Annotated in this window: 21 protein-coding genes and 1 pseudogene; 12 read left to right on the forward strand and 10 right to left on the reverse strand. The window is 59.2% G+C overall.

The genetic code is table 11. The annotated features are described in order from the left end of the window. Positions 1–120: 120 nt before the first annotated feature. Entirely contained in the window at positions 121–1,029 is a 909-nt protein-coding gene (locus tag PQR53_RS25150) for a dihydrodipicolinate synthase family protein (RefSeq protein WP_408459933.1), read from the forward strand. Between the two features lie 198 nt (positions 1,030–1,227). Here the strand turns inward: PQR53_RS25150 and PQR53_RS25155 are convergent, their stop codons facing one another. Together PQR53_RS25155 and PQR53_RS25160 are read right to left on the reverse strand one after the other, a co-directional pair. Further along, positions 1,228–1,572, reverse strand: coding sequence for a DoxX family protein (locus tag PQR53_RS25155; RefSeq protein ID WP_408459936.1), 345 nt, complete (start codon positions 1,570–1,572; stop codon positions 1,228–1,230). Between the two features lie 2 nt (positions 1,573–1,574). Next, positions 1,575–2,498, reverse strand: a complete 924-nt coding sequence (locus PQR53_RS25160; protein ID WP_408459939.1) for an NAD-dependent epimerase/dehydratase family protein — start codon at positions 2,496–2,498, stop codon at positions 1,575–1,577. A gap of 128 nt (positions 2,499–2,626) precedes the next feature. On the opposite strand from PQR53_RS25160, the gene PQR53_RS25165 reads away from it, so the two are divergent. Further along, entirely contained in the window at positions 2,627–3,232 is a 606-nt protein-coding gene (locus PQR53_RS25165) for a TetR/AcrR family transcriptional regulator (protein ID WP_408459942.1), read from the forward strand. Between the two features lie 442 nt (positions 3,233–3,674). Here the strand turns inward: PQR53_RS25165 and PQR53_RS25170 are convergent, their stop codons facing one another. Next, on the reverse strand, positions 3,675–5,120 hold the full coding sequence (locus PQR53_RS25170) for a DEAD/DEAH box helicase (protein WP_408459945.1): 1,446 nt from the start codon (positions 5,118–5,120) through the stop codon (positions 3,675–3,677). A gap of 802 nt (positions 5,121–5,922) precedes the next feature. Then, positions 5,923–6,459: pseudogene (locus PQR53_RS25175) on the reverse strand (cysteine--tRNA ligase); the annotation flags it as partial. A gap of 397 nt (positions 6,460–6,856) precedes the next feature. Between PQR53_RS25175 and PQR53_RS25180 the strand changes: the two are divergent. The 4 genes from PQR53_RS25180 to PQR53_RS25195 all read left to right on the forward strand — a co-directional run bounded on the left by PQR53_RS25180 (position 6,857) and on the right by PQR53_RS25195 (position 10,784). Then, complete coding sequence (locus PQR53_RS25180; protein ID WP_459251634.1) at positions 6,857–7,426, forward strand: cysteine hydrolase family protein; 570 nt, start codon at positions 6,857–6,859, stop codon at positions 7,424–7,426. 368 nt (positions 7,427–7,794) lie between these two features. Next, complete coding sequence (locus tag PQR53_RS25185) at positions 7,795–8,451, forward strand: arylsulfatase (RefSeq protein WP_408459948.1); 657 nt, start codon at positions 7,795–7,797, stop codon at positions 8,449–8,451. Between the two features lie 328 nt (positions 8,452–8,779). Next, positions 8,780–10,372: a flavin monoamine oxidase family protein gene (locus PQR53_RS25190; RefSeq protein WP_408459951.1), complete on the forward strand. Its 1,593-nt coding sequence runs from the start codon at positions 8,780–8,782 to the stop codon at positions 10,370–10,372. Further along, the gene (locus PQR53_RS25195) at positions 10,365–10,784 is read left to right on the forward strand and encodes a c-type cytochrome (protein ID WP_408459954.1); all 420 of its coding nucleotides are present in this window, start codon (positions 10,365–10,367) and stop codon (positions 10,782–10,784) included. Before PQR53_RS25190 ends, PQR53_RS25195 begins: the two co-directional genes overlap by 8 nt. 68 nt (positions 10,785–10,852) lie before the next feature. Here PQR53_RS25195 and PQR53_RS25200 read toward each other — a convergent pair whose 3' ends face one another. After that, positions 10,853–11,791, reverse strand: coding sequence for a LysR family transcriptional regulator (locus tag PQR53_RS25200; RefSeq protein WP_408459957.1), 939 nt, complete (start codon positions 11,789–11,791; stop codon positions 10,853–10,855). A 137-nt stretch (positions 11,792–11,928) separates the two neighbouring features. Here PQR53_RS25200 and PQR53_RS25205 point away from each other — a divergent pair, with 137 nt between their 5' ends. The 3 genes from PQR53_RS25205 to PQR53_RS25215 are packed head-to-tail and all read left to right on the forward strand — an operon-like array spanning position 11,929 to position 15,152. Beyond that, positions 11,929–13,164, forward strand: coding sequence for a metal-dependent hydrolase family protein (locus tag PQR53_RS25205; protein WP_408459960.1), 1,236 nt, complete (start codon positions 11,929–11,931; stop codon positions 13,162–13,164). Positions 13,165–13,196: 32 nt separating this feature from the next. Further along, on the forward strand, positions 13,197–14,564 hold the full coding sequence (locus tag PQR53_RS25210) for an MFS transporter (RefSeq protein WP_408459963.1): 1,368 nt from the start codon (positions 13,197–13,199) through the stop codon (positions 14,562–14,564). Positions 14,565–14,606: 42 nt separating this feature from the next. Beyond that, positions 14,607–15,152, forward strand: coding sequence for a GAF domain-containing protein (locus tag PQR53_RS25215; protein WP_408459966.1), 546 nt, complete (start codon positions 14,607–14,609; stop codon positions 15,150–15,152). A 154-nt stretch (positions 15,153–15,306) separates the two neighbouring features. Here PQR53_RS25215 and PQR53_RS25220 read toward each other — a convergent pair whose 3' ends face one another. Both PQR53_RS25220 and PQR53_RS25225 read right to left on the reverse strand, forming a co-directional pair. Continuing rightward, positions 15,307–16,083, reverse strand: coding sequence for a glycosyltransferase family 2 protein (locus tag PQR53_RS25220; protein ID WP_408459969.1), 777 nt, complete (start codon positions 16,081–16,083; stop codon positions 15,307–15,309). 398 nt (positions 16,084–16,481) lie between these two features. Then, positions 16,482–17,105 (reverse strand): glutathione S-transferase family protein, encoded by a 624-nt coding sequence (locus PQR53_RS25225; RefSeq protein WP_408459972.1) that lies wholly within the window; start codon positions 17,103–17,105, stop codon positions 16,482–16,484. Between the two features lie 576 nt (positions 17,106–17,681). Between PQR53_RS25225 and PQR53_RS25230 the strand changes: the two genes are divergently transcribed. Then, the gene (locus PQR53_RS25230) at positions 17,682–18,101 is read left to right on the forward strand and encodes an ester cyclase (RefSeq protein ID WP_408459975.1); all 420 of its coding nucleotides are present in this window, start codon (positions 17,682–17,684) and stop codon (positions 18,099–18,101) included. Positions 18,102–18,271: 170 nt separating this feature from the next. On the opposite strand, the gene PQR53_RS25235 is transcribed toward PQR53_RS25230, so the two are convergent. Beyond that, a complete protein-coding gene (locus tag PQR53_RS25235; RefSeq protein WP_408459978.1) occupies positions 18,272–18,628 on the reverse strand; it encodes a response regulator transcription factor in 357 nt (118 codons plus the stop codon). 128 nt (positions 18,629–18,756) lie between these two features. Here PQR53_RS25235 and PQR53_RS25240 point away from each other — a divergent pair, with 128 nt between their 5' ends. Continuing rightward, complete coding sequence (locus PQR53_RS25240; RefSeq protein WP_408459981.1) at positions 18,757–19,194, forward strand: PucR family transcriptional regulator; 438 nt, start codon at positions 18,757–18,759, stop codon at positions 19,192–19,194. 970 nt (positions 19,195–20,164) lie between these two features. Here the strand turns inward: PQR53_RS25240 and PQR53_RS25245 are convergent. Both PQR53_RS25245 and PQR53_RS25250 read right to left on the reverse strand, forming a co-directional pair. After that, positions 20,165–20,803: a hypothetical protein gene (locus PQR53_RS25245; protein WP_408459984.1), complete on the reverse strand. Its 639-nt coding sequence runs from the start codon at positions 20,801–20,803 to the stop codon at positions 20,165–20,167. Between the two features lie 137 nt (positions 20,804–20,940). After that, entirely contained in the window at positions 20,941–22,542 is a 1,602-nt protein-coding gene (locus tag PQR53_RS25250; protein ID WP_408459987.1) for an FAD-dependent monooxygenase, read from the reverse strand. Between the two features lie 910 nt (positions 22,543–23,452). Between PQR53_RS25250 and PQR53_RS25255 the strand changes: the two genes are divergently transcribed. Then, complete coding sequence (locus PQR53_RS25255) at positions 23,453–24,709, forward strand: oxalate decarboxylase family bicupin (RefSeq protein ID WP_408459990.1); 1,257 nt, start codon at positions 23,453–23,455, stop codon at positions 24,707–24,709. Positions 24,710–24,792: the final 83 nt, after the last annotated feature.

Raw genomic sequence — 24,792 nt, forward strand, 5'->3', positions numbered from 1 at the left:
CTACGTCGAACACGTGCTGCAAGCCGACCAGGGCGCGGATCTGGACTTTCTGGTGGGATCGAGCGGCGCGCCGGTGCCGCGCGACTCGCACTAAACCACACCTGGCGGCGGATGATATCAATGACACCTGACACCCATTCTTCACCAAGCGGAATCTGTCCCGTCCTCTATGCCTACTTCGATTCCCGCAACCAATTGGATCGCAAAGCACTACGAACGCAGATCAATGCGACGATCGCCGCGGGCGCGCGGAGCATCGTCATACTCGGTCTCGCGACAGAGGTAAATCGGTTAACCCTTGATGAAAAGCATCAACTGATTGAGTGGGCCAGCGAAGACATCGCAGCACGCGTACCACTCATCGTCACGATCACGGGCGACACCGTGGATGCGCAAGTCGAATTGGCCAATTACAGTGTCGAGCGCGGCGCTTCGTGGCTGATCCTTCAGCCGCCGTCGATGCGGGACCAGCCGGAAACGTTCTATTTCGACTTCTTTGCTGCGGTGATGCAACGCACACGCATCCCGGCAGGCATCCAGAACGCGCCGGAGTACCTCGGCGTCGGCCTGTCGGTGGAATCGATCGTGGCGCTTGCAAGTCAATGTCCGAATTTCCGCCTGCTTAAAGGTGAGGGACCCGCAACCACGATTCAGCGCACCGTCGACCAACTGCGCATGCTCGGTCATACGTTACCGGTCTTCAATGGCAGGGGTGGGCAAGAACTTGTCGACAACCTGCGAGCCGGATGTGCCGGACTGATCGTTGCGCCGGACACATTCGACCGGCAGGTCGCGATACATCGAGCGTTCGCAAACGGACTCGAGCAGGAAGCCGAAGCACTCTATGCCCAGGCCTTGCCGGCTATCGTCTTTGTGATGCAGTCGCTCGACGCGCTCACGTGCTACGGGAAGCGGATCGCCGCGTGGCGCATGGGTTTCGACGTACACCACGATCGTGGCGTCGCGCCGACGGCGTTTGGGCTGGAATGTGCACGGCGTTTCGCAATGCAGTTCGGTCCCTTGGGGTAGCGATTGAAGGGCAAAGGCGGAAAATTTCTCGTGTTGCCCCCGGCTATAATCGCAGCAAGAGCGGACGCATGAGGCACGGGATGAAGTTGGAGTTGCTCCAATGCCGCTGTCCGTGTGCGTATTTCAAGTACCTGCAGCACGGATTGCCCGCGTGGCCTGTTAGCGTCCCGGGCTCACTCGCCTGGTGGCGGGCAAGCCTCAACCGCGGAGCGCCGCACTAGCCACAACGAGAGCCGAGAAGATCAGCGCCGGGGCGAGATGCCCGAACGACTCCCGGTTTCGTAGCAACGTGAAGAGCACGCCAACCAGGATCGCGCCGGCCAGCGTTAGGCCCAAAACTCTGGTTTGTTGTCCAAAAAGAAGTGCCGCACACAACAGCTCAAGAGCGCCACAGAGCAAATGAAACCATGCCGGGTAACCCCAGCGCGCGAAGTCGCGCTTCACCGCGCCGCGTCCTGCGAGATTGACCGCCCCAGCAATCGTGAACAGAACCGCTACGATCATCGCGAGAATCGATTCGAAAGATGCACTGTTCCACGCCATGGTCATGCTCCGTCGATTTGCTGAAAGTGCTTTTGTGCAGAGAGGTCCGCAATCAGGCCGGGGCCATGGGGCTTCCACGCAAGAACTTGCCGGGCATGCTGGCCGCTTACTGTCTGATCGAGCGCCAGTGCGTCAGCGAACGGTCCAAGCGATTTGCGAGCATCGTCGAGCGGCCAGGGTTCGACGCGATCGGCGCCGACCGAGGCCCGAATCGCTTCACCCATTTCGGCAACGGCAACGGCCTCTTCCGCGACCACGTTGAAGATCTGTCCCGCGACTCGACCATCCCCACTTGCCGCCCGCTCCGCCGCGCTCAGGTAGGCCGTGGCGAGATCATCGACGTGAACGGCAGGCCAGTGGTTGCGACCATCGCCGACGACCCTCACGCTGCCGGTCTGACGGGCCATGCCGGCAAGCATGCCGAAGATGCCGCCGCCGTAGCCGTGCACCATCGCCGGCCTGAGGATCACTGCAGCAATCGAGCGACGTGCTGCTAGCGCCAGCACCTGTTGCTCCACTGCGGGCCGCCAGGCGATGAGTGGTGTCGGGTTCGGCGCCGATGCTTCAGTCGCGAGCTCCCCCTCCGTATTGCCGTAGACCCAGATGCCCGACGTATAGACAAACGCCGCGCCCGGATGCAAATGCGAAAGCATCGCTACAGCCGCGGCCTCATCAGCTGCAGCGGCGAAAGCATCGTTGGTCGACGCGGCGTGCACCACGCCATCAGTCGCACCCGCAGTTGCAGCGAAAGACTGTGGCTCGCGCAGGTCGCCGGAATGCAGTGTCGCACCGAGACGTGCCAGCGCGCTGGCGGCCGCCGAGCTGTCGTCGCGCACCAGCGCCGTCACCTGATAACCGAGGCTGATTGCCTTGCGCACGACCGCTTGCCCGATAAAACCAGTACCACCTGTAATGAACAGTTTCAAAGCGTTCTCCAATGATTGGCTGCGAAGTTGAAAAGTCATACAAACGAGACTCGTCGGTCTCGTTTCGACAAATCTAAACGAGACTGATCAGTCTTGTCAACCACTCAACGATCTGTTATTTATCTCGCATGGACACTTCTTCTCTCCCCAGCCTGAGCCCGCTGCAACACCGTAAGCGGTCTGCAATCCTCGACGGCGCGAAAGCCGTTTTTTTAAGCCAGGGTTTCGGCCTGGCAACGATGGATGATGTCGCCGCGGCCGCTGGCGTGGGCAAACAGACGGTCTACCGCCACTTCAAGTCGAAGGAGGCACTCTTCGTTGGACTAGTGAGCGCGATGTGCGCTCAGGTCGGCGCGCTGCTCGCCAGCGCTCAGGGCGAGCAATCCGATGGCGCACCCGAAGTCGAATTGCGCGAGTTGGGACGGGTTCTGGCACAAATCCTTATCGCGCCAGATAATCTGCGGCTTTACCGGGCCATCGTCGCTGAGGCCGAGCGGCTTCCGGAACTCGGCCAGGTGTTTTACGAAAATGGTGCAAAGGGCGTACGTGCATTCGCGGCAAAAGTTCTGCAAAAGCGATTTGACGAATCGACTGCTGCATTGCGGGCAGCGACATTCGTTCAGTTGGTGCTAGGCGACGCGTATCTGGAACTGTCAATTGGCTACACGGTGCCCGATGTTGAAGCACGCTTTGCGCTGCAGATTGACGAGGCGGTAGCGGCTGCACTTCGCTAAGGAACGCCGAATAACATGTCGAGCCGCTGCATGCGAAACGCAACCGCGTGTAGCGCGGGGAGCAAGACACCGCATGTCCGATTTCGAACGCAGTCGCGCACCGGTTTCCGTACGATCCAGGCGCGGTTCTAAAATTGTGAGTGTCGTTTTGTGGCGGGTCACTGGCTGCCGCCAATCGACGGCAACCCAAAGCAGTAGTTCGCGATGAGCCGATGAAACGACGGCTTTCGTGTGAGAAGCGGACACATTCGCCGGAGACGACCTCAATCGGACGCTCGCTACGCACGCTTTCAACGTCCGTTCTGCCCCGAAGTTGTTAGCGATCCTGGATTCAGTGCGCCGTTACGCGCCGACCTGATGCACGCCGAAGCCACGCCGCTGTCTGCCAGCGGGCCGCAAACCGCCAGCCTGTTCCAGGGCTGGCGTGACTCATCCCCACGGATCAGGGTTGGCGTTTGCCGCGGCCACCAGCGGGTTTGCCAGCCGGCTTGCTTGAACCCGCAGCTGGCTTGCTGGCGGGTTTGCTGCGTGGCTTTTGCAGGCTGAATGGGTTACCGCTGGACAGGCTTGTGCCTTTACCCGCGGCCGCAGCGCGCTGCGCCGCAGGCTTGCGTTTGTTTTCGGTACTTTGCGGGCGCGGTTTTTTGCTGAGCACCTGCATGGCGCCCGGCGCAGCTTGCGGCACTTTGGGCTTCTTGGGCTTTTTGGGTTTCTTGATGATCTGGCCCGTCGCGCTGGTTTGCGGCACGCGGTGTTCGGCTTCAAAACCCGGCTCTTCTTCACGGGGCAGCGTTTGCCGGATCAGCGCTTCAATCGCGGCCAGTTGCGGCGCTTCATCGGCACACACGAGCGACACCGCCACGCCGCTGGCACCCGCGCGGCCGGTACGGCCAATACGGTGCACGTAGTCTTGCGCCACGATCGGCAGATCAACGTTGATCACCAGCGGCAGGTCGTCGATATCCAGCCCGCGCGCAGCCACATCGGTGGCTACCAGCATATGTACTTCGCCCGTCTTGAAGCGTTCCAGTGCACGCATGCGCGCGGGTTGCGGTTTGTCGCCGTGGATGGTGTCGACCGCATAGCCCGCCTCATCCAGCATGGCCGCCAGGTAATCCACGCCATTGCGGGTTTTGACGAACACCAGCGCGTGCTCCCACTTGTTCTCAGCCACAAGGTGCATGAAGAGGTCAGGCTTGTTCTTTTTATCCACCGGCACCACCCACTGCTTGATCTTGCTGGCCGTGGCATTGGGCGGGCTGACGCTGATATTGACCGGGCCGCGCAGAATGCCCGCCGCCATGGCGCGGATATCATCGGTAAACGTGGCAGAGAACAGCAGGGTCTGGCGCTGAGCGGGCAAAGCAGCAAAGACGGCGTTGAGTTCGCGCGCAAAGCCCAGATCCAGCATGCGGTCGGCTTCATCCAGCACCAGCGTTTGTACCTGATCAAACTGCACTGCGTTCTGGCGATTGAGATCTAGCAAACGGCCCGGCGTGGCAACGAGCACATCCACGCCTTTGCGTAACTTCATCATCTGCGGGTTGATACTCACACCGCCGTAGGCGGCCAGAAATTGTAAGTCGAGGCCTTTGCCGTAATCGATAAAGCTTTGCAGCACTTGCTCGGCCAGTTCACGCGTGGGCACCAGCACCAGAACACGCGCGCGGTTGCTGGACACCGCCGGGCCGTGTTGCACCAGCCGTTGCAACAGCGGCAGCGCAAAACCCGCCGTTTTGCCAGTGCCGGTCTGTGCCGCAGCCATGACGTCCTTGCCACTGAGCACAGCAGGAATCGCCTTGGCCTGCACCGGCGTAGGTGTCTGGTAATTGAGGTCCTGCACATTACGCAGCAAGGGATCGATCAGGCCAAGCGAGGCAAAAGACATGGGCGTATTCCGGGCTAAAACCGCAATTCTAGCGGCTACCGCGCCGATTGCACCGCGCAGATCAATGGTCAAAAAGATCGACGTTGATCGCCACTGAAAAACGTAGCGGTGCCGGCAAGCTGTACTACGAGACGCCGATTCTCTGGATGGCGGTCGGAATGCAGCGTGCGACGAACGAGTCCTTCGACCCACAACGGAGGGTCGCCAATATCGATAATGGTCATTCGCAGCGTGCCCGAGACAACGCAGGGGCACGAAAATCGAGGCGTCTTTGGCTTTTGCCTCGGATCGACCGTGCCATGATTAGTCTAAGCCCATAACCGACACGTAAATTTTCACTACTATCGAGGTTCCCTGCCAATTGCGCTAAAACGCGTTCGCGAAGTTTCTCCTGGCCGGTTGGAGATAGCGGGTGGATATCGTATGTCGTCGAGAGAAACTGGTCCCAAATTTCCAATGGGTCTTTACGAACGACAAATTGACGTCAAGAAATTTGCAGTCGGTGAATGATGACGACAAGAGAATTCTCCAGCCCCCTTCGGTCCCTGTTCCAGGGCATCTCCGTTTTCAAAGACGGAGTCTTCCCGCGTTCCTCGAGATGAATTTATTTTCATGGTTCCACAATCGACCCGCCAGGCGCAAGCGGCTACGCTTCCGCTTGACCGATCTGCAAACAGCCAACGCTTGAGGAATCGGTCGTACGCTCTGCACACTTGCGGATATTGCAAATGACATACTTGGCGAGCGCAATGGCTCTGGCCTGCTCGCGCTCCCTGAGTAACTTGTTGATGTTTTCCGGAATGACGCGCTTGCCCGCCTGAAGGCCGGCGCGGTCGAGCCGGGCCAGGAAGCCGTAATCGTCCTGCTTACTTGTGTCGAAATATAGACCGTCATCGGTCCGATACACGTAACCGGCCCGTTCCAGTTCGCCGATGAACGCGATCTGTTCGACGATGTGATCGGTCGCACGGCACCATACCGTCGGCTCGAGCAGGTGAAGAGCGCGCCAGTCCGCGATGAAGGCCTCGATGTAGCGCCGCGCGATAGCCCACGCCGATTCTCCGGCCCGTCGGCTGCCTTTTTCCATCTTGTCTTCGCCTTCGTCAGCATCCGAAGTCAGATGACCGACGTCGGTGATATTGACGACGTGCCGGACCTCATATTCGTTTTGCATCAGCGCGCGGCGCAGGATGTCCTCGAACACGTAGGTTCTCAGATTGCCGATATGTGCGTAGTCATAGACGGTGGGACCGCAGCAATACATGCCGACGTTGCCGGCGTGGATTGATGTGAACGGGCGCACGGTACGCGACCAGGTGTCATACAGCGCAAGCGGCATCGAGTTTCTCTGTCCAGAAGGTATTGGGACAAAACAAAAAGGCCGCCGGTTTTGCAACGGGCGGCCAGAAGGCGATTGATTCAACGTGTAGCCAGATCGCTAGATGCAGCTTCCTCCCGGCACGTTCTGACAACATGCACGGAGCAGCGAACCGAGGAATTTGTTGAGACTAAGCATGGGACAATGCTAGCGTCTGTTGGCTGCGCAGGTCAATACCGTCGAATGGCCGCGTACAGTGTGTACTTCCGGATGACTGTCATGGGCGCCTCCAGTCTGATACGGCTGTTAGTCTTCCCTCGCATTCACCACGACGGCCTCCAGTCAGCCTGACCGCACTCGCCTGCGCGACCGGCTCGGCGGCAAACCCCGTAAGATGTGGGTTTGCCACGAATGCAACATGCCCATGACTACGCTCGCCGACCGCCCGAATACCGCGCTCATCGTCATCGATCTTCAAAACGGCGTCGTTGCGAACGCCTATCGACGCCAGGAAGTGCTCCGCATCATCAACGCGCTCGTTGAGCGAGCACGCAGCGCCCTCGTACCGGTCGTCTGGGTCCGTCACTCCGACGAAGACCTGGAAGCTGGAAGTGAGGCGTGGCAGATCGTCGACGAACTTTCGCCAGGACCGGCGGAAGTGATTATCGAAAAGCATTACCGCGACGCGTTCGAAGGCACCGACCTCGAACAGGTCTTATCGACGCTCGGCGTCGGCAAACTCATCGTGACCGGCGCACAAACAGACATGTGCATTCGCTCGACAGTGCACGGCGCGCTTGTGCGCGGCTATGACGCAACTCTGGTCAGCGACGCGCACACGACCGAAGACATGACTCGATGGGGCGCGCCACCACCGGACGGCGTGATCGCGCACACGAATCTGTACTGGAGCAATCAACGCGCGCCGGGGCGCACGGGCGGCATCGTCGCAAGCAAAGACGTCGATTTTGGAGTCGTCGCCGATTGATGAAGAGCGAACGAGGTAAGCTGCCGGGGGCATCGAGCAGTAGCATTACCCTGCTGACCACCGACCAAAGATGCCCGAAAAAACTCGGTAGCCGACGACGGGAATGTATTCGCCGCTTCGGGGAAGCTCCGTAGCCGCCCCTGAGCTGACTCTGACATGCGCCAGAAGCGGCCATTGATACTCTCGTTGTCTGCGAGTAACGAAGACCCTTTGTGGAAGGAGGTACCAAACATACCGGTAGGAGAGGTTGCCTTGTTAGACGGCGCCGGCATTGAAACAATGCCCTGCTTGAATGGTCTGAATCGCGGTCTCAATCGCGGTCGCGGAAGCGAAGAAACAGACGCGCAATCTAACGAAGGAAACAGGTAATGCGTATATCGTTTTTGCACACAGTCGATGGGAACAAACGCGTATTCGAGGACGCGGCCCAAACTCTTGGCTTGCGGGTCGACAATCTCCGCCGTGAAGTCCGGTCCGATCTTCGTGAGGCTGTCCAGGATGCGGGGACGTTTTCGGCCGGCTTGAAGGAGGAGACAAAGCATTGTCTTCTGGCATTGGCGGCCGACGCAGATGCCGTCATCCTGACTTGCGCGACGCTCGGGCCGGCTGTCGAAGAAATTGATAGTCCGCCAGTTCCCATTGTGAGAGCAGATGTCGCATTGGCCGCTGCGGCCGGCAAAGTGGGGGGCAAAATCGCCGTGTTGTGTGCGGTTGAAGCCGCCGTCGAGCCGACCAGAAAACTTTCCGAACAGCACGCAAGCAACACCGTTACGTCAGTGGACGTCATCCATGTTGCGCGGGTATGGGCACTTTTCAAAAGTGACGACCTCGCCGAATGCTTCGCTGCCATCGCGGCATCGGCGAGTGAAGCATATGAAGCAGGCGCAACCGTTGTTGCATACGCTCATCCCTGGATGGCGCCAGCGGTGAACCTCGCGCGTAACGGAAGCCAGCCGCTTGATAGCGCCCATACCGCGTTGCGCGCCGTGATGCAGCGAATCGGTGGACCCTCTCTCTGCATCTGACAATCAACCGTGGTGCCAGATTGTCGACGATCTTCGTCGCATTCAGCTATCAAAAGCACAATTTCATCTCCGCTTTTTCTCCCCGAGAATAGCGGGCTATTTAACCTGTGCTATTTTCATGACACGTTCAAATGGTCCGCCGCGCAACAGCGATATGCGCCTGATCCCTGAGGGCAGACGACAGTCGCACGTGGTGACGGGAAACGGTTCATAGTTTCAATTCGTCCCAAGCCCGATTTCAGCGGAAGCAGGCTCATGCCTTTGCAATCCGGGATGCCATCTGATTTCGTTCGCCATCGTTTCTCTCCAGTCGGGGCACCACGTCCTTATGTCGAGAATGACTACCAATGCGATGAGCCGCCGGCACCTGCTGACGCTGATTGGCAAGAACCTCGGCGCGGCCGCCATGATGCAAGGCATGGGCACGTTGGGGTTCGCCGCTGCCTCGACCTACGCCGGACCGATCAGACTCGATGGCGCACTCAAAGGAACGCGAATTCTCGTGCTCGGCGCGGGCATGGCTGGCCTCGTCGCGGCCTTTGAGTTGAGGAACGCGGGCTACCATGTGCAAGTGCTCGAGTACAACGACCGCGCGGGTGGCCGGGCCTGGACTGTCAGGGGTGGTGATCGTTATACAGAACTCGGCGGTGCCACCCAGTACTGCGATTTCGCTGACGGGCTTTATCTGAACCCGGGGCCGTGGCGCATTCCGTATCACCACCAGGGCGTACTCGACTATGCAAAACGCCTGAAGGTGCCGCTCGAGCCGTTCATCCAGGTCAATTACAACGCCTACCTGCATTCGACGGAGGCTTTCGGTGGCAAGCCGCAACGCTTCCGGGCGGTGCAGACCGACTATCAAGGCTATATCGCCGAGCTGCTTTCCAAAGCAATCCGCAAAGACGCACTCGATGATGCGTTGTCAGCCGAAGATGCGCATCTGCTGCTCGAATCCCTGCGCCAATGGGGTGCGCTCGGTCGGGACGGTCGCTATCAGGCGGGCCCGCGAAGCAGTGAACGCCGCGGATTCGCGACTGCGCATGGCGGTGGGCTGATGCCCGAGGCCGTGCCGTCGAATCTGCTCCCGCGCCACCCCTTGCTTGCATCGCGTTTATGGCAATGGCTCTCGTCTGGAAACGAGCAGGACTTCCAGAGCAGCATTTTTCAACCCGTCGGCGGCATGGACAGGATTGCCCATGCGCTTCATTCGCAGGTCGCGAGCGCCGTAGTGTTGAACGCCAGAGTCACGGCCATCTTGCAGGACGAGCAAGGCGTCTCAGTGCGCTACACCGATACGACCACCCGAACCGAACGGAACGCGCACGCGGATTGGCTGGTGTGCACCATCCCCCTCTCGATTCTGAGCCAGATCGACATTGCGGTCGGCCCGGCCATGCGCGCCGCGATCGATGCGGTGCCCTACGAGACATCGGTGAAAATCGGCTTGCAATTCGGCCGGCGATTCTGGGAAGAAGACGAGCAGATCTACGGCGGCATCACGCATACCGACCTGCCGATCTCGACGATCGGCTATCCGGCAACAGGTTACGGATCGACCGGTCCTGCGGTGCTGCTCGGCGCCTATATGTGGGGGCCCGCCAGCTATGAAATCGGTGCACTGCCCCCTGCCGAGCGAATCGCGGTGGCATTGAGCCAGGGCAGCCAGATTCATCCGCAGTACGCGCGCGAGTACCAGAACGGCTTCGCGATGAGCTGGAGCCGATCGCCGTTCACGAATGGCTGCTTCGCCGCATGGACGGACGCGTTGAGAGAAGCGCATTACGCGAATCTCTGTCAGATCGACGGACGGATCGTCCTTGCGGGAGAGCACGCTTCCCATATCCCGGCATGGCAGGAAGGCGCCGTGCTGTCGTCACTGGATGCGATCACTCGCTTGCATCGGAGAATCGTCAATGGATAGGCCGACGCTAATCCTCAGCGTGATGCTGATGGCCATGCCGATGGGAGCCGCGACGGTGTCGGCTCAGACCGTGGCACAGGACGCACCACGCACCTTCACGATTTCGCCGGACTACCGCTTCACCGAAACAAGCGGCGAAGCGCTTTACAACGCTACTTGCGCGGGATGCCATATGCCGGATGGAAAAGGCGCACAGGGCGCGGGTCACTACCCGGCGCTCGCTGACAACCCGGCAATCGAAGCGGCACCCTACGTCATCGTCAACGTACTGCACGGCCGAAGGGGGATGCCATCGTTTGGCGACGCCATGAATGACGATCAGGTCGCTGCTGTCGTCAACTACACGAGAACCCATTTCGGCAATCGATTCGCTGAAAGCGTCACGCCGAGCCAGGTCAAAAGTTTGCGCTGAGTTCGCGTGGCATCGCCATCGATGTGCGGCATCGAGCTGGAACGGTTTGGGACTGCGAAGGCATATCGCTATATTTCCTGCGCAACAGCATGCGCGGAAAACGCCAGCAGGTTGGCCGTCAGCATCCGTTGCAGCTTTAGCGCGCTAACCGGCAATTCCCGGCCGCGCCTGACAATGAGTTGCGCCTGAGCCGTTTCCATCAACTTGTGCCGGATCGGTAACGCCTGAACGACACCCCGCTGAACGTCGTCATGGACGAAGAATGCGGGCAGCAGCGTGACGCCCATCCCCGCCCTGACGAAACTCATCAACCCAATCAGGTGGTCGCATTCGAGCGCAACCTTGAATTGACGCTTCTCTAGCGCTTCGACCTCATCGGCAATCATTCGCGTACCGAACGCCGCGCTCGCCAGTCCGAACGGATGATCGAAGAGATCCCTTGCACGTACCACCGGAAGCTGCGTCAACGGGTGCCCCGTCTTCACGATCGCGCACACCGGCTGTGTCGAAGACGCAGCCTCTTTCAGGCGTACCGCATGAAGGTTGAGCCGGGGGCCATGAGTCAGGCCGAGATGCACCTGATCGTCCTGCAACCACGCGAGGATGTCATTCACGCTACCCAGTCTTAGCGTAAGGGTCACATTCGGATACTGCTGGTGAAACTCCCGTAACGCGCGATTCATCAGATCCTCGGTGAATCCCTGGATTGCGCCGACGGCGACGTTGCCATGCTGGAGTCCGTGAATCCCGTCCAGCTGTGAAATGAGCGCTTCCTCGCGGGAAACATGCTCCCTGTAGTACGCCAGCAGGATCAGGCCGGCTTCCGTCGGATTGGCCCCGCGCCGGTTCGTCTCGAGCAGCGGTGTGCGCGCCGTCTTCTCCAGCAGCGCAATCTGACGGCTGACTGCCGACGGCGCAACGTCCAGAAAATCGGCTGCAGCACGGATGCCGCGGAGTCGCACTGCCTCGAACAGATACCGCATTCGTGTTATCGAAAAATCGCTCATCCCGCCTCCGACCCAGCCGTTTCCGATTTGACAATATGTTGCCTAAAAGGCAACAAAATTTTAAATCGAGTGTCGTTGTTGTCAAAAAAGAACGATGCAAAAATCTTCTCCATCTACAACGGAACGGATTCATCTCCATGACACGCATCGTTTTTCGCAACGCCAATCTCTTCGACAGTTTCACGGGCGAGCTGAACCCCGAAACGACGATCGTGGTCGAGAACGGCAAGATCGGTACGGTGACTCGCGGATCGCTCGCTGTGGATGACGCGCAGGAAATCGACGTCGCCGGCCGTGTCGTGTTGCCTGGGCTGATCGATGGGCACGTTCACGTCGCGGCGACCGTCCCCGACTTCTTCAAACTGTCGATGCTGCCGCAGTCGCTAGTGACGGCGCAGACCAGCGATATTCTCGAACAGATGCTCAAGCGCGGTTACACCACGGTGCGTGATGCAGGCGGCGCGGATTCGGGTCTCGTGCAGGCCATCGAACTGGGCCACTTCGCAGGCCCGCGCCTTTTCATTGCTGGCCGTGCGCTGACCCAGACCGGCGGTCACGGCGATGCGCGTCCCGCCTTCTATCCAGGCATGAACTGCGCGTGCTGCGGTGCGATCGGTTTGCTCGGCGCCGTGGCCGACGGTGTGTCCGAAGTGCGACGCGCGGCGCGCAATGAAATCCGCAACGGTGCGACGCATATCAAGGTGATGGCCGGCGGCGGTGTTTCAACACCGAACGATCCGCTGGAAGGCACGCAATACTCGATCGAGGAACTCACCGCGATCGTCGAGGAAGCGAAGGCCGCGCGGACTTACGTGATGGCCCACGCCTATGCTCCCGAAGCGATCCAGCGCGCCGTTCGGGCGGGCATTCGCTCGATCGAGCACGGCAATCTGCTCGATCTCGAGACCGCACAACTGATGGCCGAATATGGCGCCTACCTCGTTCCGACGCTGGCCACGTACGCTGCGATCGAGCGCAATGGAGAGAAGCTGGGCTGGACACCCGCGATGCGTGAAAAGGCCGACCGCGTCAAGCATCAGGGGATCGAAGCGATACGCATCGCGCAATCCGCGGGCGTGAAGATCGGTCTCGGCTCGGATCTGCTCGGCGACATGCACGCTTGTCAATACGAAGAATTCACCCTGCGGCAGGCCGCGATGAAGCCCGCCGACATTCTCAAAAGCGCGACCTCCGTCAATGCGGAAATGATGAACCAGACAGGAAAAATCGGCGTGGTCGCGCCGGGAGCATACGCCGATCTGCTTGTGCTCGACCGCAATCCGCTCGAGGACCTCGGTGTTTTCCAACAACCTGGCACGCTAAGCGCAGTGATGAAAGGCGGCCAGTTCTACGTCAACAACCTGACCGCCTAACACGGCTTCCTTGCACCGACGGGACTAGTCACATGTCAACCATTTCAACAAGAATCGAAAGTTGGCCGTTCTCGAAGTTTCATCGGCGACTGCTCGTCATCGGTGGGCTGGGCTATACCTTCGATGCAATGGACGCCGCCGTTATCGCGTTTATCCTCCCGGTCCTGCGCATTCAGTGGAATCTCACCAGTGTGCAGACGGGCCTGCTCGGCAGCAGTACGTATGTGGGCTATATGCTCGGCGCGCTTGCCGCCGGCTTGCTGGGCGACCTGATCGGCCGCCGCCGCGTGATGATGTATGCGCTGCTGATCTATGCGGTGGCGTCCTTCGTGAGTGCCTCGACGCATGGCTGGGAAACCTTCCTGATTTCGCGGATCTGTGCGGGTATCGGCACCGGCGCGGAAAGCGCGATCATCGCGCCGTATCTGGCGGAATTCGTCGCGCGACGGTTTCGCGGCAGCTTCGTCGGATCGTTGGCGGGTTTCTTCTCGTTCGGCTTTGTGGCAGCCGCGCTACTCGGCTACATGATCGTGCCGGCATCGGATGAAGGCTGGCGCATCGTCCTCGTTTTGACCGGCGTCCCGGTTCTGATGCTGCTGTGGTGGCGACGCGCGTTGCAGGAGTCGCCGCGCTGGCTGGAAAGCCGTGGACGTCATGACGAAGCGAAGCGGATCGTCGACACGATCGAGAAAGAACTCCTCGCGACGGGATATCGACTGGCTCCTCCGGAAAGCACGCCGCCGGTAGTGAATCAGGAAAACTCGCATCCTTCGTTCGTCGCCAACTTCAAGGCGTTGTGGCGCGGCAAGCAGGCCCGCATCACCGCGATGACGTGGGCGATGTGGTTTGCAATCACGTTTAGCTACTACTCGTTTTTCACGTGGATCCCCGGCTTGCTCATGCAACACGGGATGAGCATCACGAAGAGCTTTGCCTATTCGATCGCCATCTATCTCGCGCAGATCCCTGGTTATTTCTCGGCTGCGTGGCTAAACGAAAAGATCGGCCGTCAGGCAACGATCGCCAGTTATATGGTCCTTGGCGGAATCGCAGCGTTGTCGATGACGCAGCTTCAAAGCAATGAAGCGATCACCGCAGCGGGCATCTGTCTGTCGTTCTTCATGAATGGAACTTATGCGGGCGTCTACGCCTACACGAGCGAAGTGTTTCCGACCGCGATCCGGACCACGGGTGCAGGTGTCGCATCGGCGATCGGCCGGATTGGTGCGATCGTCTCGCCGGTCCTCGTCGGCTACATCTTCCCGGTGCTGGGCTTTGGCGGCGTGTTCGGCGTGACGACCGCCGTGCTACTCGCCGGCGCCGTCGCGGTGGTCACGATGGGCGTGAAGACGAAAGGCCTGTCGCTCGAGGCGATCGAGGTCAAGGAATTGGGAGCCTGATTGCATCGGGCTGCGAGCGAAATCCGGAACTAAGGACGAATCATGACGAACCAGAAATCCGACATTGCACTCGATGCAGTGAAAGCAGTGGCAACGGCACTCGCCGAAGGCAAACCTGAGAGCGACGTCTGGAAGACTTTCGAACGGGAGATGACCGCCGTGTTCGGACAGCGCTATTTCACTGTGCTGGCGTTTGACGCCGAATCCAGCCGTATGTGCCGGGTGTACAGCAACCGGCCGGACATCGGTCCCGTCGGAGGCGTGAAGCGGGTCACCCGCAGCCCGTGGGTTCAGCATGTTCTGCTGGACGGGAAAATCTACGTCGGATCAACGAAGGCCGATGTCAAGTCTGCTTTCTCCGAACACGAGAAGCTCTGGAGTATTGGTTGCGAAAGCACACTCAATATTCCGATCCGAAAAAATGGCCTGACGTTGGGCCTCTTCAGTTTGCTCGACGGCGCCCACGCGTATGATTCCGCGGATCTTGCCTTGGCGAACGTGTTTGGCCAACTCGCTGTGGTGCCGGTCGAAGCGGGTCTCGACCGTCTCGGCGACATTGAAACGCCGAATCACACGGAGTACGTATAGAGATGTGTGCTGACCCGGCAAGCGCAGTGCAGAACTGAGTGGCCGGGGCCCTCCCGGGGTTAGTCAAACAATACTAAGTGGAGAAAGGCAGCGCGCCTCCTCCACGCTGGCAAAAGCCCCTCGACCTTGACTCGCACCTAATGCCGGTCATTTCTCAATTCGAATTAGTCAGCGAATTGGTCAGCAGAAGAGCTTTGCGATATTTACGGTGTGTGTATGTGAAGGCGTACAGCGCCAAGATCAAACCAACTCGACCATCGCGCCAATTTCCCCGACGGATATACCACTTTCCGAATGCCCCGACTGGACTAAACCACTGCTTAAACCAAAGTACGCCGACCCACTTCTTTTTATCGAATATATCGGCTGCGGCCAGGTCGGTGTATAGATCAATTTTACGCATCAGCTCGGAGTTGGTCTCAAAGGTATGGTGGACCAACGGGGATTCGATGCGCCCGGCACTTTCATAGCCGATAGGAGTTTCGTGAACGCTGTGTTCAGAAAAGTCAATTTTATCTCGCTTACATATACGAATGGGGTAATCAGGACAGCTAGCAGGCATGAGCGCGTGGACAACCCTGCCCCTTACTACCCAATCGCGGCGAACAGAATAGGCATCGTGCGAAAACCCCGACACTTTTAGCGCCAGTACCTCGTCAATCAGCGCGTCGCTGGCGATCTCGTCGCTATCAAGAAACATCACAGTCTGATGTAAACATAAGCTGTGGGCAAAAAGTCGCTGTGCGCGAAAATTGTCAAAGGTGCGGAGCGCTATTCGAGCACCGTGTCTGGCGGCAATCGCTAGTGTTGTGTCATCGCTGCCGCTATCTACAACCAGCAGATCATCCGCCACGCGCTTCGCGGCCGCGAGGACCTTGTCTAAGTGCCGTTCACTATTGCAAGTGAGAATGTATATCGAGAGAGGTGTCAAACTTTCACCAACCTAACGTCATTTTTAAAAGAACCGCATCATTTTCATACCATGGCGAAATTCGTCGGTCACGTTACCCTTCTCGCCGGATTTCCCAATTCCCCGTGTGACCATGGCCTGCCGATAAAGTTGTCGGCATCTGCGGTGAAATCTTGAGCCGAAAGCTCGGAAGGGCTTAACGGGCCGACGACATGGCTGTGACGGTAAACGTTTGCCCGCAGTCAGGTGCGGAACCGCGGTTGGGATGTCTGCTTGAGAGCGTGCACCGCCGATGTAGCTTGTTCGCCCGGCAACCGACGACCCGCTCGGGCGAACAGCCGCTTTGACCGTCAAATAACGGCAATGAAAGCCTTAGGCTCCAATGACAGAATGGTGCCCTGATGGTTCCGAATTCAGGCTTAGGCAGCGGCGACGCTCGGCCGCGCTCGCACGCGGGCGCGCCAGTCCTTGAGATATGTCAGTGTGTCGGGCACTTCGATCTTAAGGAAATCTGCGAGGCTCAATCCGGCGAACGCGGTAATGTCGACCATGGAGAAACTATCCCCTGCAAGATACGGTTGCCCGCTCAAGACCTGGTTCAGATAGTGCAGGCCGGCAATCCCGCGCTTGAGGCTTCGCTCGCCCCATTCGCGGTTCTGGTAGAGCTCGATCTTTTCACCCAATCCTGGTGTGGCGTGATGAAAGTAGGTCCCTAGAGCATCCATCAATTCGACTTCGGCCCGACGCTGCATCATGTGAATGATCGCGCGTTCCTTACCGGTACGGCCAGTGAGCGTCGGCTCGCCGTCCAGGTGGTCGAGGTACTCGGTGATCGCCGTACATTCAGAGATCGTCGTGCCATCATCGAGCTCGAGCACCGGTACCGCGCCCGACGGATTTTTGGCAAGGAACTCCGGAGTTCTATGTGCGCCGCCAGGCAGATCGACCTGAATGAACTCGACGCGGTTGGTGAGACCTTTTTCGGCAATCGCGATGCGAACGCGGGCGGGATTAGGAAAACCTTTGAAATCGTAAACCTTCACTTCTAATACTCCGGAACTTGAAATCGGTAAGCAAGGGCAATGCAAGGATGGGCGCACATTTAGCACCCGTTTTGAGTCTACCTATTTCTTCCGATGCATGCGTGCCGCGGAAGTCGGCCTCGGAGAAGGCGGCGAATGGAACGGCTGCTCGCGGCTCGACATGATGTGATCGAACGCGACGCTTCGATCAGCCTATTGCCGGTTGTGACAGACCTTCGAGCGTTTGGCTGTGTGACCGAATAGGAAAGTCCGGTTGATCGCAATCCACCGACAACTGTCGAATCCATTTCACCGTTCAGCCAGGTGTGACGAAACGCCGCCGGCTAGTTGCCCCCTCCCCTCGATCTCGCGTTTTCATCTAACCCACTTTTCATTGCGAGCAGAGCAGCCGCCGTGCCGCGTCGAGACCAGCTTCCAACCTAAACCTTTCGTAATCTTAACGACGGGATGCAGGAGCGAACGGACACTATTTGGGGGACGTTCGGCCGGTTCGCGGCCTTTTCGGTTAGCCTTACGGAGCGCTTCCAAAAAATGCCGGCATGTTTGTCGTATAACCTACTACCAGGGGCCCCTCCCATGGATGAGATCAGCGGTATCGTTCGCGAATTTATTGAGGAGGTTCTGAACCAGGGGCATATTGATGCCACTGGTAGGTTCTTCTGGGAGGACATGGTGGAACAGGTCCCGTTCCCTGGCCAGGGCCCGGGTCTCGAAGGCCTCAAGGACGTTCTGCGCGGCATGCGCGCAGCGTTTCCGGATATGCATTGGCGAATTGACGAACAACTTTCTGACGCAGACCGGGTGCTGACCCGTTTCGAATGGACGGGCACGCACAGTGGAGACTTTCTCGGCGTGCCCGCCACCGGGCGTCCAGTACGCGTCTGGGGTATGGTCATCGACCGCGTTCAGGAGGGCAGGATCAAGGAGAGCCGCATCATCATGGACACGCTCGGGTTGATGATGCAACTCGGTGTGGCCAAGCCGCCCGGCGATTAAGGTTGCCGACGCGCTTGACCATGTTTCGCAGTGGCCTGCATCCGCAACGGTAGTGTGCCGCGCCGCCGCGGTCAGCGGCTTCGATCGAGCAACAGGCCGTTGCCTCTGGTACTAGAGCCGGGCAGCGGTCGGAAAAAATAGAATGCAGGTTCGTAGGCCCGTCTTCCGGGTCAGACATCGAACGTGGTCGTCGACGATCTTTCGAGTTGCAGTTTGCTTGCCTTCTTGACGAGAGTGGCAAATGAATCCGCTTGCATCTTTATCATGACGTGGCCGCGATGCACCTGCACGGTGTATTCGGTGATACCAAGGACTGCTGCCGCCTGCTTGTTGGACAGGCCGCTTGCAAGTAGCGGCAACAGCTCCTGCTCACGAGGCGTCAGCGATTGGTAGAGCGCCTGGAGCGCCGCTGCACCTTGCGCCTCCTTGCGAAGAACGTGTGCCCGGGCAAGGGCCGCGTCAACCGCGCGCATCAACACATCTTCATCGAAGGGCTTTATGAGGAAGTCAACAGCCCCGCCCTTCATGGCCAGGACCGCGGACGGTACATCTCCGTTCCGGTAACGAAAATGACGGGAATCAGCGTCTGCTGTTAGAGGCGATCATCTCCTTTGCGAAAAAGTGGGATGAGGTCCGAGCCGTTGGAGTCGGATTCGTGAATCACGGGGCGAAGGGCTGGGCGACATCGGCGGAAGAAGCGATGACAGCGCTCAACTTTGGTTGGCGCGGCGATAGAGCAAAGAAGGTGTACCTGTACTCGGATATCGCCATTGACGAAAGCATTCGTTCCAACGGAAGCGCTTTGCGCTACTTCGAATCCATGTTTTCGGAAATCCTGCATGAGAAGGACTTGATGACGACCCTGGAGTGCTACTTCGACAACAGCCAGCGCCGTAAGTCGACCGCCGCTTCACTTGCCATACATCCCAATACGCTGAACCACAGGATCGCCCGTATCGAGACGTTGCTCGGCGCCGAACTCGATGCTCCAAGCTGGATAGCCCGGCTCTTTATTGCCCTGAATCTGCGCAATACAATTAGCGTCTATCCAGGAGGCGACGCCGAAAGCTCCGGCGCCAGGACGGAGGATTGACCTTGCGTTTGCATTCGACCGACGATCCCCGCGGCAGATGGATGAAGGTTGTCAGCACGTTATAACCGCATAGCGATGACGAGCCTATTCACGTTCTCGTCGCACAGTCGGATGCTCCCGCTCGCTGGAACGGAGACCGGCGACTTGCACTCGCGCGGATGAAACGCACCGCCGCGCTCGATATCGGTCCGCATGCGGGTCAACCGCCGAGCATACTAAATCCTGAAGTACTGGATAGACGCCGCGCGTTTTAGCCGGGTTTTAGATTTTTTCTTTAGGCAAGCCTCGACGTTGCAACGTACGGCTGACATAGCCTGAATCAAGATTCAGCCTCGCCGGCCCCAGAATCCGGCAACGGCTTCAACTCCCTTTCCACAAGGTCTTTCCAGTGCACTCGCAACTGTGATTCTTGTCAGGGCGGCCTGCACAAATTACCGAGTGGGGGCTCACCCAGACACCCCTCTTCATGGCGTGCCACGCACAGCCGGCGACCTTGTTCGAAGGCACCAGAAAGTAAGGGTCCTGCATACATTGCTGGTTCTTGATATGGAGCAAGCCGTCGCTTTCTGTCTTGAGTATCAGGCATGTCGGGTCAGCCGGGTCCACAGGACTTCCGGCAACCGATGCCGGGACCGCCCCAGGCGAGCCGCTCGACTTCTGATTGGCTCCGGCAAGTTCAGGAGCGCCCTGACTCGGGGCAGCGGCGGTCGAAGTCTGGCTTCCGATTGCCGAGTCCAGGCTTTTATGCGCCGCGTCGGCTAGTCCCTGTTTGAGCGTCTGGGTGAGATCGTCAAAGGGTCCGGCTTGCGCAGTACCGAGACAAAGCACGCAAACCAGGCCGGCGCATAAGCGAATGGAACGTGTACGAAGAAAACTCTTCGGGCTGGAAATCATTGCGTATCTCCCCATGGTGTCCGTCCTGATGCTGGCGGGTCGGCACGGCGAGTCGTGAAGTGATCCATGACGGCGCTTAGTTTGCCAGCGGCATCGCAGTCAGCTCGATGTTTGTGCCATCCGGGCAAGAGCACGGCACTCCGTAAGGCGCCGTTTTTGGCAACGGCATTGCCGTGCTGCACAGGCGGGCAACCGGCATTGCCCGCTTCACAGCATGCGGGTGCACCCACGAAGCGACGCACAGTTCTTTGCTGACCTTGCCCTGATAGGTCATCACGGTCAGCTCGCTGTCGCAGTCATTGACGATGTCCATGACCATGGAGCCGTTCCAGACGATGAACGCCTTCTGTGGGCTCGAGAGGCGCCTCTTCGCGCAGCCGGCGGACGCCTGGCCCGTGCCCTGAGAGGAAGCACCCGGACCGCTCCCGCGGACCGGCTGGATCGCGTCGGGCGCCTGGGGTTGTGCGGATCCCGTGCCCGCCGAGCTGGAGGTTTGCACCTGGGCGGGGCCACCCGACGGCGTGTTCCCGAGCGCTGCGTCGACGTTCCTCTTCGCCGCATCGTTGAGGCTCTTCCCCAGGCTTTGCTTGAGGTCGTCGAAGGCGCCGGCGTACCCGTACGATGGCTGTAGCGCGCAGACAAGCGTCACCAGCGCAGCACCCGCGCCGAAGAGAAATCCATCCCTTGACCACGTCATATGCGACTCCAGCGTCATCTGAGGAGATTCTGCAAGCGATCAGGAGACTACGTTTTCCTGACGTTGGCTTTCAGTCTAGGGCGCGAATCGCGGTTGGTCATCTCTCAAATGGGAGAGAAATCATCGACGGATGGAGATGGCAGCGACTTCTAAAATCAATCGACCTGCATCGAGAGCCGCAACCATCTACTCACCGCCTCTTTCGAACCGAGATGGCTACGCCAACCGAGATGCCCGTCAGGCCGCACGCCCCACACCGTGCCGCCTGGGGCACGAAATGCGATAGCAAATTCGTTTGCCGCATCCGTTAGCACAGTGAACCGCTCATTGGGAGGCACGTCACATCCCGGTGCCGCGATCAGCGCCGCGGACGCCAGCCCACGAGGCAGGGCGTCGAGCGCAGCGCAACCCTCGACAAACGCATCGTATTGCGCGCCGGGTGCATCGATATAGCCGAGCAAGACATGCCGGCCTCGGCCGACATATTCATGCAGCCGCTGCGCATGGCCGACGAACCTCTGCTGCAAGCCCCCCACTTCGGGAACACGATCACCAGGCGCGGGGGACGTCGCGTCCATCCCGGGACACTCGTCGGCGACGATGCGGCTGCCTCGATAGGTGACGAGCAACTGCGTTTCGCGCATGGCCGGCGTCGCCGCCTCGCGAGCGAACACCGCATTCAGCGCCGCGCTCGTCGACTGAACGACATCGACCCCGACCGGATGCCGTTCTTCCGAATAGCTCTCGAGCAATTCCGGCTGTGCGAGGCCTCTCGCCGCGAGCGACAGCTTCCACGCCAGATTGTGCGCATCCTGCAAGCCCGTATTCATGCCCTGACCGCCCACCGGAGGATGGATATGCGCCGCGTCGCCGGCAATGAACACATTGCCCCGCGCATAAGCAGGCACGATGCGATGACTGACACGGTAGACCGACGACCAGCGCATCGACGACAGCCGCGTGTTATCCGGCAAAGCCGGCAGGAGCAGCGCGCCCATCGTATCGAAATCGGGCGACGGCGTATCGGCGAGCGCCGCAGCCTTGTCTTCGGGCACGATGATCGAGAGCCGGTAGCGTTGCGCCGAGCCGCGAACCGGAACCGCCGCGAGCGAAGCTTTCGGGCGCGCCCCCGCGCTCCAGTCGAAGCGATACATGGGTCCCCGGGGCAGATCCCACTCCAAGTCGAGATCGGCCAGCGCGAATGTTTGCGGATATTGGCCGCCTTCGAACGCAAGACCGAGCGACGAGCGAACCTTGCTGTGCGCGCCATCGCAGCCTACGAGCCAACGGCAGCGCATGGTGTGCGTTTGCCCGTCGGGGTCAGTGAGTTGCGCATGGACCCTACCCTCGCGCTCTTCGAACGCGACCAACTCGACGCCATACTCCACGCGTCCGCCCCGCTCAGCGAGTGCGGCCTCGAGCAGGCGTTCCGTTTCGAACTGTGCGAGCGACAGCGAGCCGTACGGCAGGCCTTGCATCTGGATGCTCATGCTGCGGGCGGGGACAGGCGCGCCGTCCTGCCAGGTTTGAACGCCGGTGAGCCATACACCAGCTTCGATCGCGCGTCGGGCGATGCCGATGTCTTCGAATATCTCGATCGTGCGTGGGGTAATCCCAAGCGCCTTGCAATAAAAAACCCGGGCGGGCATACGGTCGACGAGGCGCACATCGACACCGTCGCGTCGCAACTCTGTCGCGAGCAATAGACCAACCGGGCCGGCGCCGACGATCAGTACGTCTGGAGCATCATTCGACATGTCAGCAAATCCTTAAGATGTACGGAACGACTTGCTGTAACGCCCGACCGTCAATTCGGCAGACAAATTGCCGAGATCGGCTGGTCGGCGGAGCCTGCGCTCCCTCGTGTTCGCGCAGGCAGCGGACGTGGCAGCTCGTCAAACAGCTTGCGCATATCGGGAGCGTCACTCTGCAGCCTGTCAAAATGTAGTCCCGATTTCAACTGTCTGCGCACACTTTCGACATTTCAAGCTGCTGCCCGGAACATCCATTCCTGACCGCCCTCGGAAGCTCGAGCCAAAAACGGATCCGACGCTGGGACGCGCAGAAGCATTGCGGCAAACCCTCATTGCGATGATCGACAATTCCGGGCGAGTCAGAGACGGCAAGGTCATCGCGTCGTATGCCCACCCGCTCTTCTGGACACCGTTCGCACTCTCTGGCAACGGAGAAGAAAACTGAGACGCCGCACAGCATGCATTTGATCTCCATGTCACTATTCTGTCTGCCGACTGGTCACTGGTAACGGTGAATATCTTCCCGGCGATGTTAAATAATTATTAATATTCCAATTCCTAAAACTTAACCCCGCCGCACTTGCGATTTTCACTCGCTTAATCAGCAGAACATCATAATTCAACTGTTATCGTTTCGTTCCAAAAATACAATTATCCTGCCAAACGACTAGCCCCTATCATCGGTCTCAACGGTACAGCCTGTCTGGCGAAATCCGGTTGATTAATCAATTTAGGATCGTTGATGATGAAAATTAATTTACCAGCCTTTTCGCTCAGAACGCGTTGAGCGTTCTATATATCGCTTACTTTTAATAGTCGGCTAACCGGTTGATCCCGGCATAACCGATTGAATTTCAGGCAGCAAAATACATCGCTTTAGTTATTCAGTTTTCGCAACGGAAAGGAGCAAACCATGACTGATCTGTCACGACGTAAAATGTTGGTAGGCGCGGCCGCCTCGGCCGCCGCGCTCGGCGTTGCCGCAACAGCCAAGGCGGCCACGTTCGGCAATCCCGACCGACCGCCCGAAGGTGAAATCAACGCCTTGAGCCCGACGAGCCGGACCGACCCGGGTCCTCAAAACCCCGCAATTGCTAATCAATTCCCGTCGTTCCAGAACCCGCCGGCTACCGACATCAACGGGATGCCGCTGTTCTGGGCGTCGTTCAACAATGCGCACAAGCGCTATCAGAACGGTGGCTGGGCTCGCGAAGTTACGCAGGATGACTTCGCAATCTCCGAAGACATCTCGGGCGTCAACATGCGCCTTGGGACCAACGGCACCCGCGAAATGCACTGGCACCAGCAGGCCGAATGGGCCATCATGCTGGACGGCCAATGCCGCATTACCATCCTCGACGAGCAAGGCCGCCCGCAGGTAGCCGACGTCAAAACCGGCGATCTCTGGTATTTCCCTCCGGGCTTGCCGCACTCGTTGCAAGGCATCGGACCTACCGGTGCGGAATTTCTGCTCGCATTCGACAACGGCCACGCATCGGAATTCAATACGCTTCTACTGACGGATTGGATTGCCCACACGCCGCCGGACATCCTGGCCGCTAACTTCAACGTACCGGCCGACGCCTTCAAGAACATTCCGGTCGACAATCTGTGGATTTTCCAAGGTTCAGATCCCGGTCCGCTGCCAGCCGCACAACGTTCAGTGGCGACGCCTCTTGGCCTGCCTGAGCACCCGTTCGTTTTCTCGCTGGGCGATATGGCGCCGACGAAGGAGACCAAGGGCGGCTCGGTACGGATCGCCGATAGTCGCAATTTCAAGGCATCCGCAAACGTCGCAGCCGCGCTGGTTACGGTCAAGCCGGGTGGTATGCGCGAACTGCACTGGCACCCGAACGCAGACGAATGGCAGTACTACATCAAGGGCGAAGCCCGCATGACAGTATTCGATACGGGCCCGAAGGCGGCGACCGCGGACTTCCGCGCGGGCGACATCGGCTACGTCAAGAAGAGTCTCGGTCACTACGTGCAGAACACGGGCACCACCGACCTCGTCTTCCTGGAAATCTTCAAGGCGGACCACTTCGCCGAAGTGTCGCTTTCCGACTGGCTGACGCACACGCCGCCGCGGATGATCATGGATCATCTGAACGTGACTGCGGAGACCATCGCCCGGTTCCCGAACAACCGTCCCGACGTTCTGCCGCTTTAAATCGCGGTTGCGGTTCCTCTACTCAGCAGCCGCCCGGGCATCAAGATATCCGTCCCGTGCGGACCGTTGAAAGATACACAGTG

The organism is Paraburkholderia fungorum, assembly GCF_046027605.1.
GTDB classification, from domain to species: domain Bacteria; phylum Pseudomonadota; class Gammaproteobacteria; order Burkholderiales; family Burkholderiaceae; genus Paraburkholderia; species Paraburkholderia fungorum_F.

What these genes read in the sequence shown, in the direction of transcription:
- PQR53_RS25180 (WP_459251634.1), top strand. Translation starts at nt 6,857, where the DNA reads ATGCCCATGACTACGCTCGCCGACCGCCCGAATACCGCGCTCATCGTC.
- PQR53_RS25190 (WP_408459951.1), top strand. Translation starts at nt 8,780, where the DNA reads ATGTCGAGAATGACTACCAATGCGATGAGCCGCCGGCACCTGCTGACG.
- PQR53_RS25245 (WP_408459984.1), bottom strand. Translation starts at nt 20,803, where the DNA reads ATGACGCTGGAGTCGCATATGACGTGGTCAAGGGATGGATTTCTCTTC.
- PQR53_RS25210 (WP_408459963.1), top strand. Translation starts at nt 13,197, where the DNA reads ATGTCAACCATTTCAACAAGAATCGAAAGTTGGCCGTTCTCGAAGTTT.
- PQR53_RS25255 (WP_408459990.1), top strand. Translation starts at nt 23,453, where the DNA reads ATGACTGATCTGTCACGACGTAAAATGTTGGTAGGCGCGGCCGCCTCG.
- PQR53_RS25250 (WP_408459987.1), bottom strand. Translation starts at nt 22,542, where the DNA reads ATGTCGAATGATGCTCCAGACGTACTGATCGTCGGCGCCGGCCCGGTT.
- PQR53_RS25235 (WP_408459978.1), bottom strand. Translation starts at nt 18,628, where the DNA reads ATGAAGGGCGGGGCTGTTGACTTCCTCATAAAGCCCTTCGATGAAGAT.
- PQR53_RS25205 (WP_408459960.1), top strand. Translation starts at nt 11,929, where the DNA reads ATGACACGCATCGTTTTTCGCAACGCCAATCTCTTCGACAGTTTCACG.
- PQR53_RS25215 (WP_408459966.1), top strand. Translation starts at nt 14,607, where the DNA reads ATGACGAACCAGAAATCCGACATTGCACTCGATGCAGTGAAAGCAGTG.
- PQR53_RS25170 (WP_408459945.1), bottom strand. Translation starts at nt 5,120, where the DNA reads ATGTCTTTTGCCTCGCTTGGCCTGATCGATCCCTTGCTGCGTAATGTG.
- PQR53_RS25155 (WP_408459936.1), bottom strand. Translation starts at nt 1,572, where the DNA reads ATGGCGTGGAACAGTGCATCTTTCGAATCGATTCTCGCGATGATCGTA.
- PQR53_RS25200 (WP_408459957.1), bottom strand. Translation starts at nt 11,791, where the DNA reads ATGAGCGATTTTTCGATAACACGAATGCGGTATCTGTTCGAGGCAGTG.
- PQR53_RS25185 (WP_408459948.1), top strand. Translation starts at nt 7,795, where the DNA reads ATGCGTATATCGTTTTTGCACACAGTCGATGGGAACAAACGCGTATTC.
- PQR53_RS25230 (WP_408459975.1), top strand. Translation starts at nt 17,682, where the DNA reads ATGGATGAGATCAGCGGTATCGTTCGCGAATTTATTGAGGAGGTTCTG.
- PQR53_RS25150 (WP_408459933.1), top strand. Translation starts at nt 121, where the DNA reads ATGACACCTGACACCCATTCTTCACCAAGCGGAATCTGTCCCGTCCTC.
- PQR53_RS25195 (WP_408459954.1), top strand. Translation starts at nt 10,365, where the DNA reads ATGGATAGGCCGACGCTAATCCTCAGCGTGATGCTGATGGCCATGCCG.
- PQR53_RS25165 (WP_408459942.1), top strand. Translation starts at nt 2,627, where the DNA reads ATGGACACTTCTTCTCTCCCCAGCCTGAGCCCGCTGCAACACCGTAAG.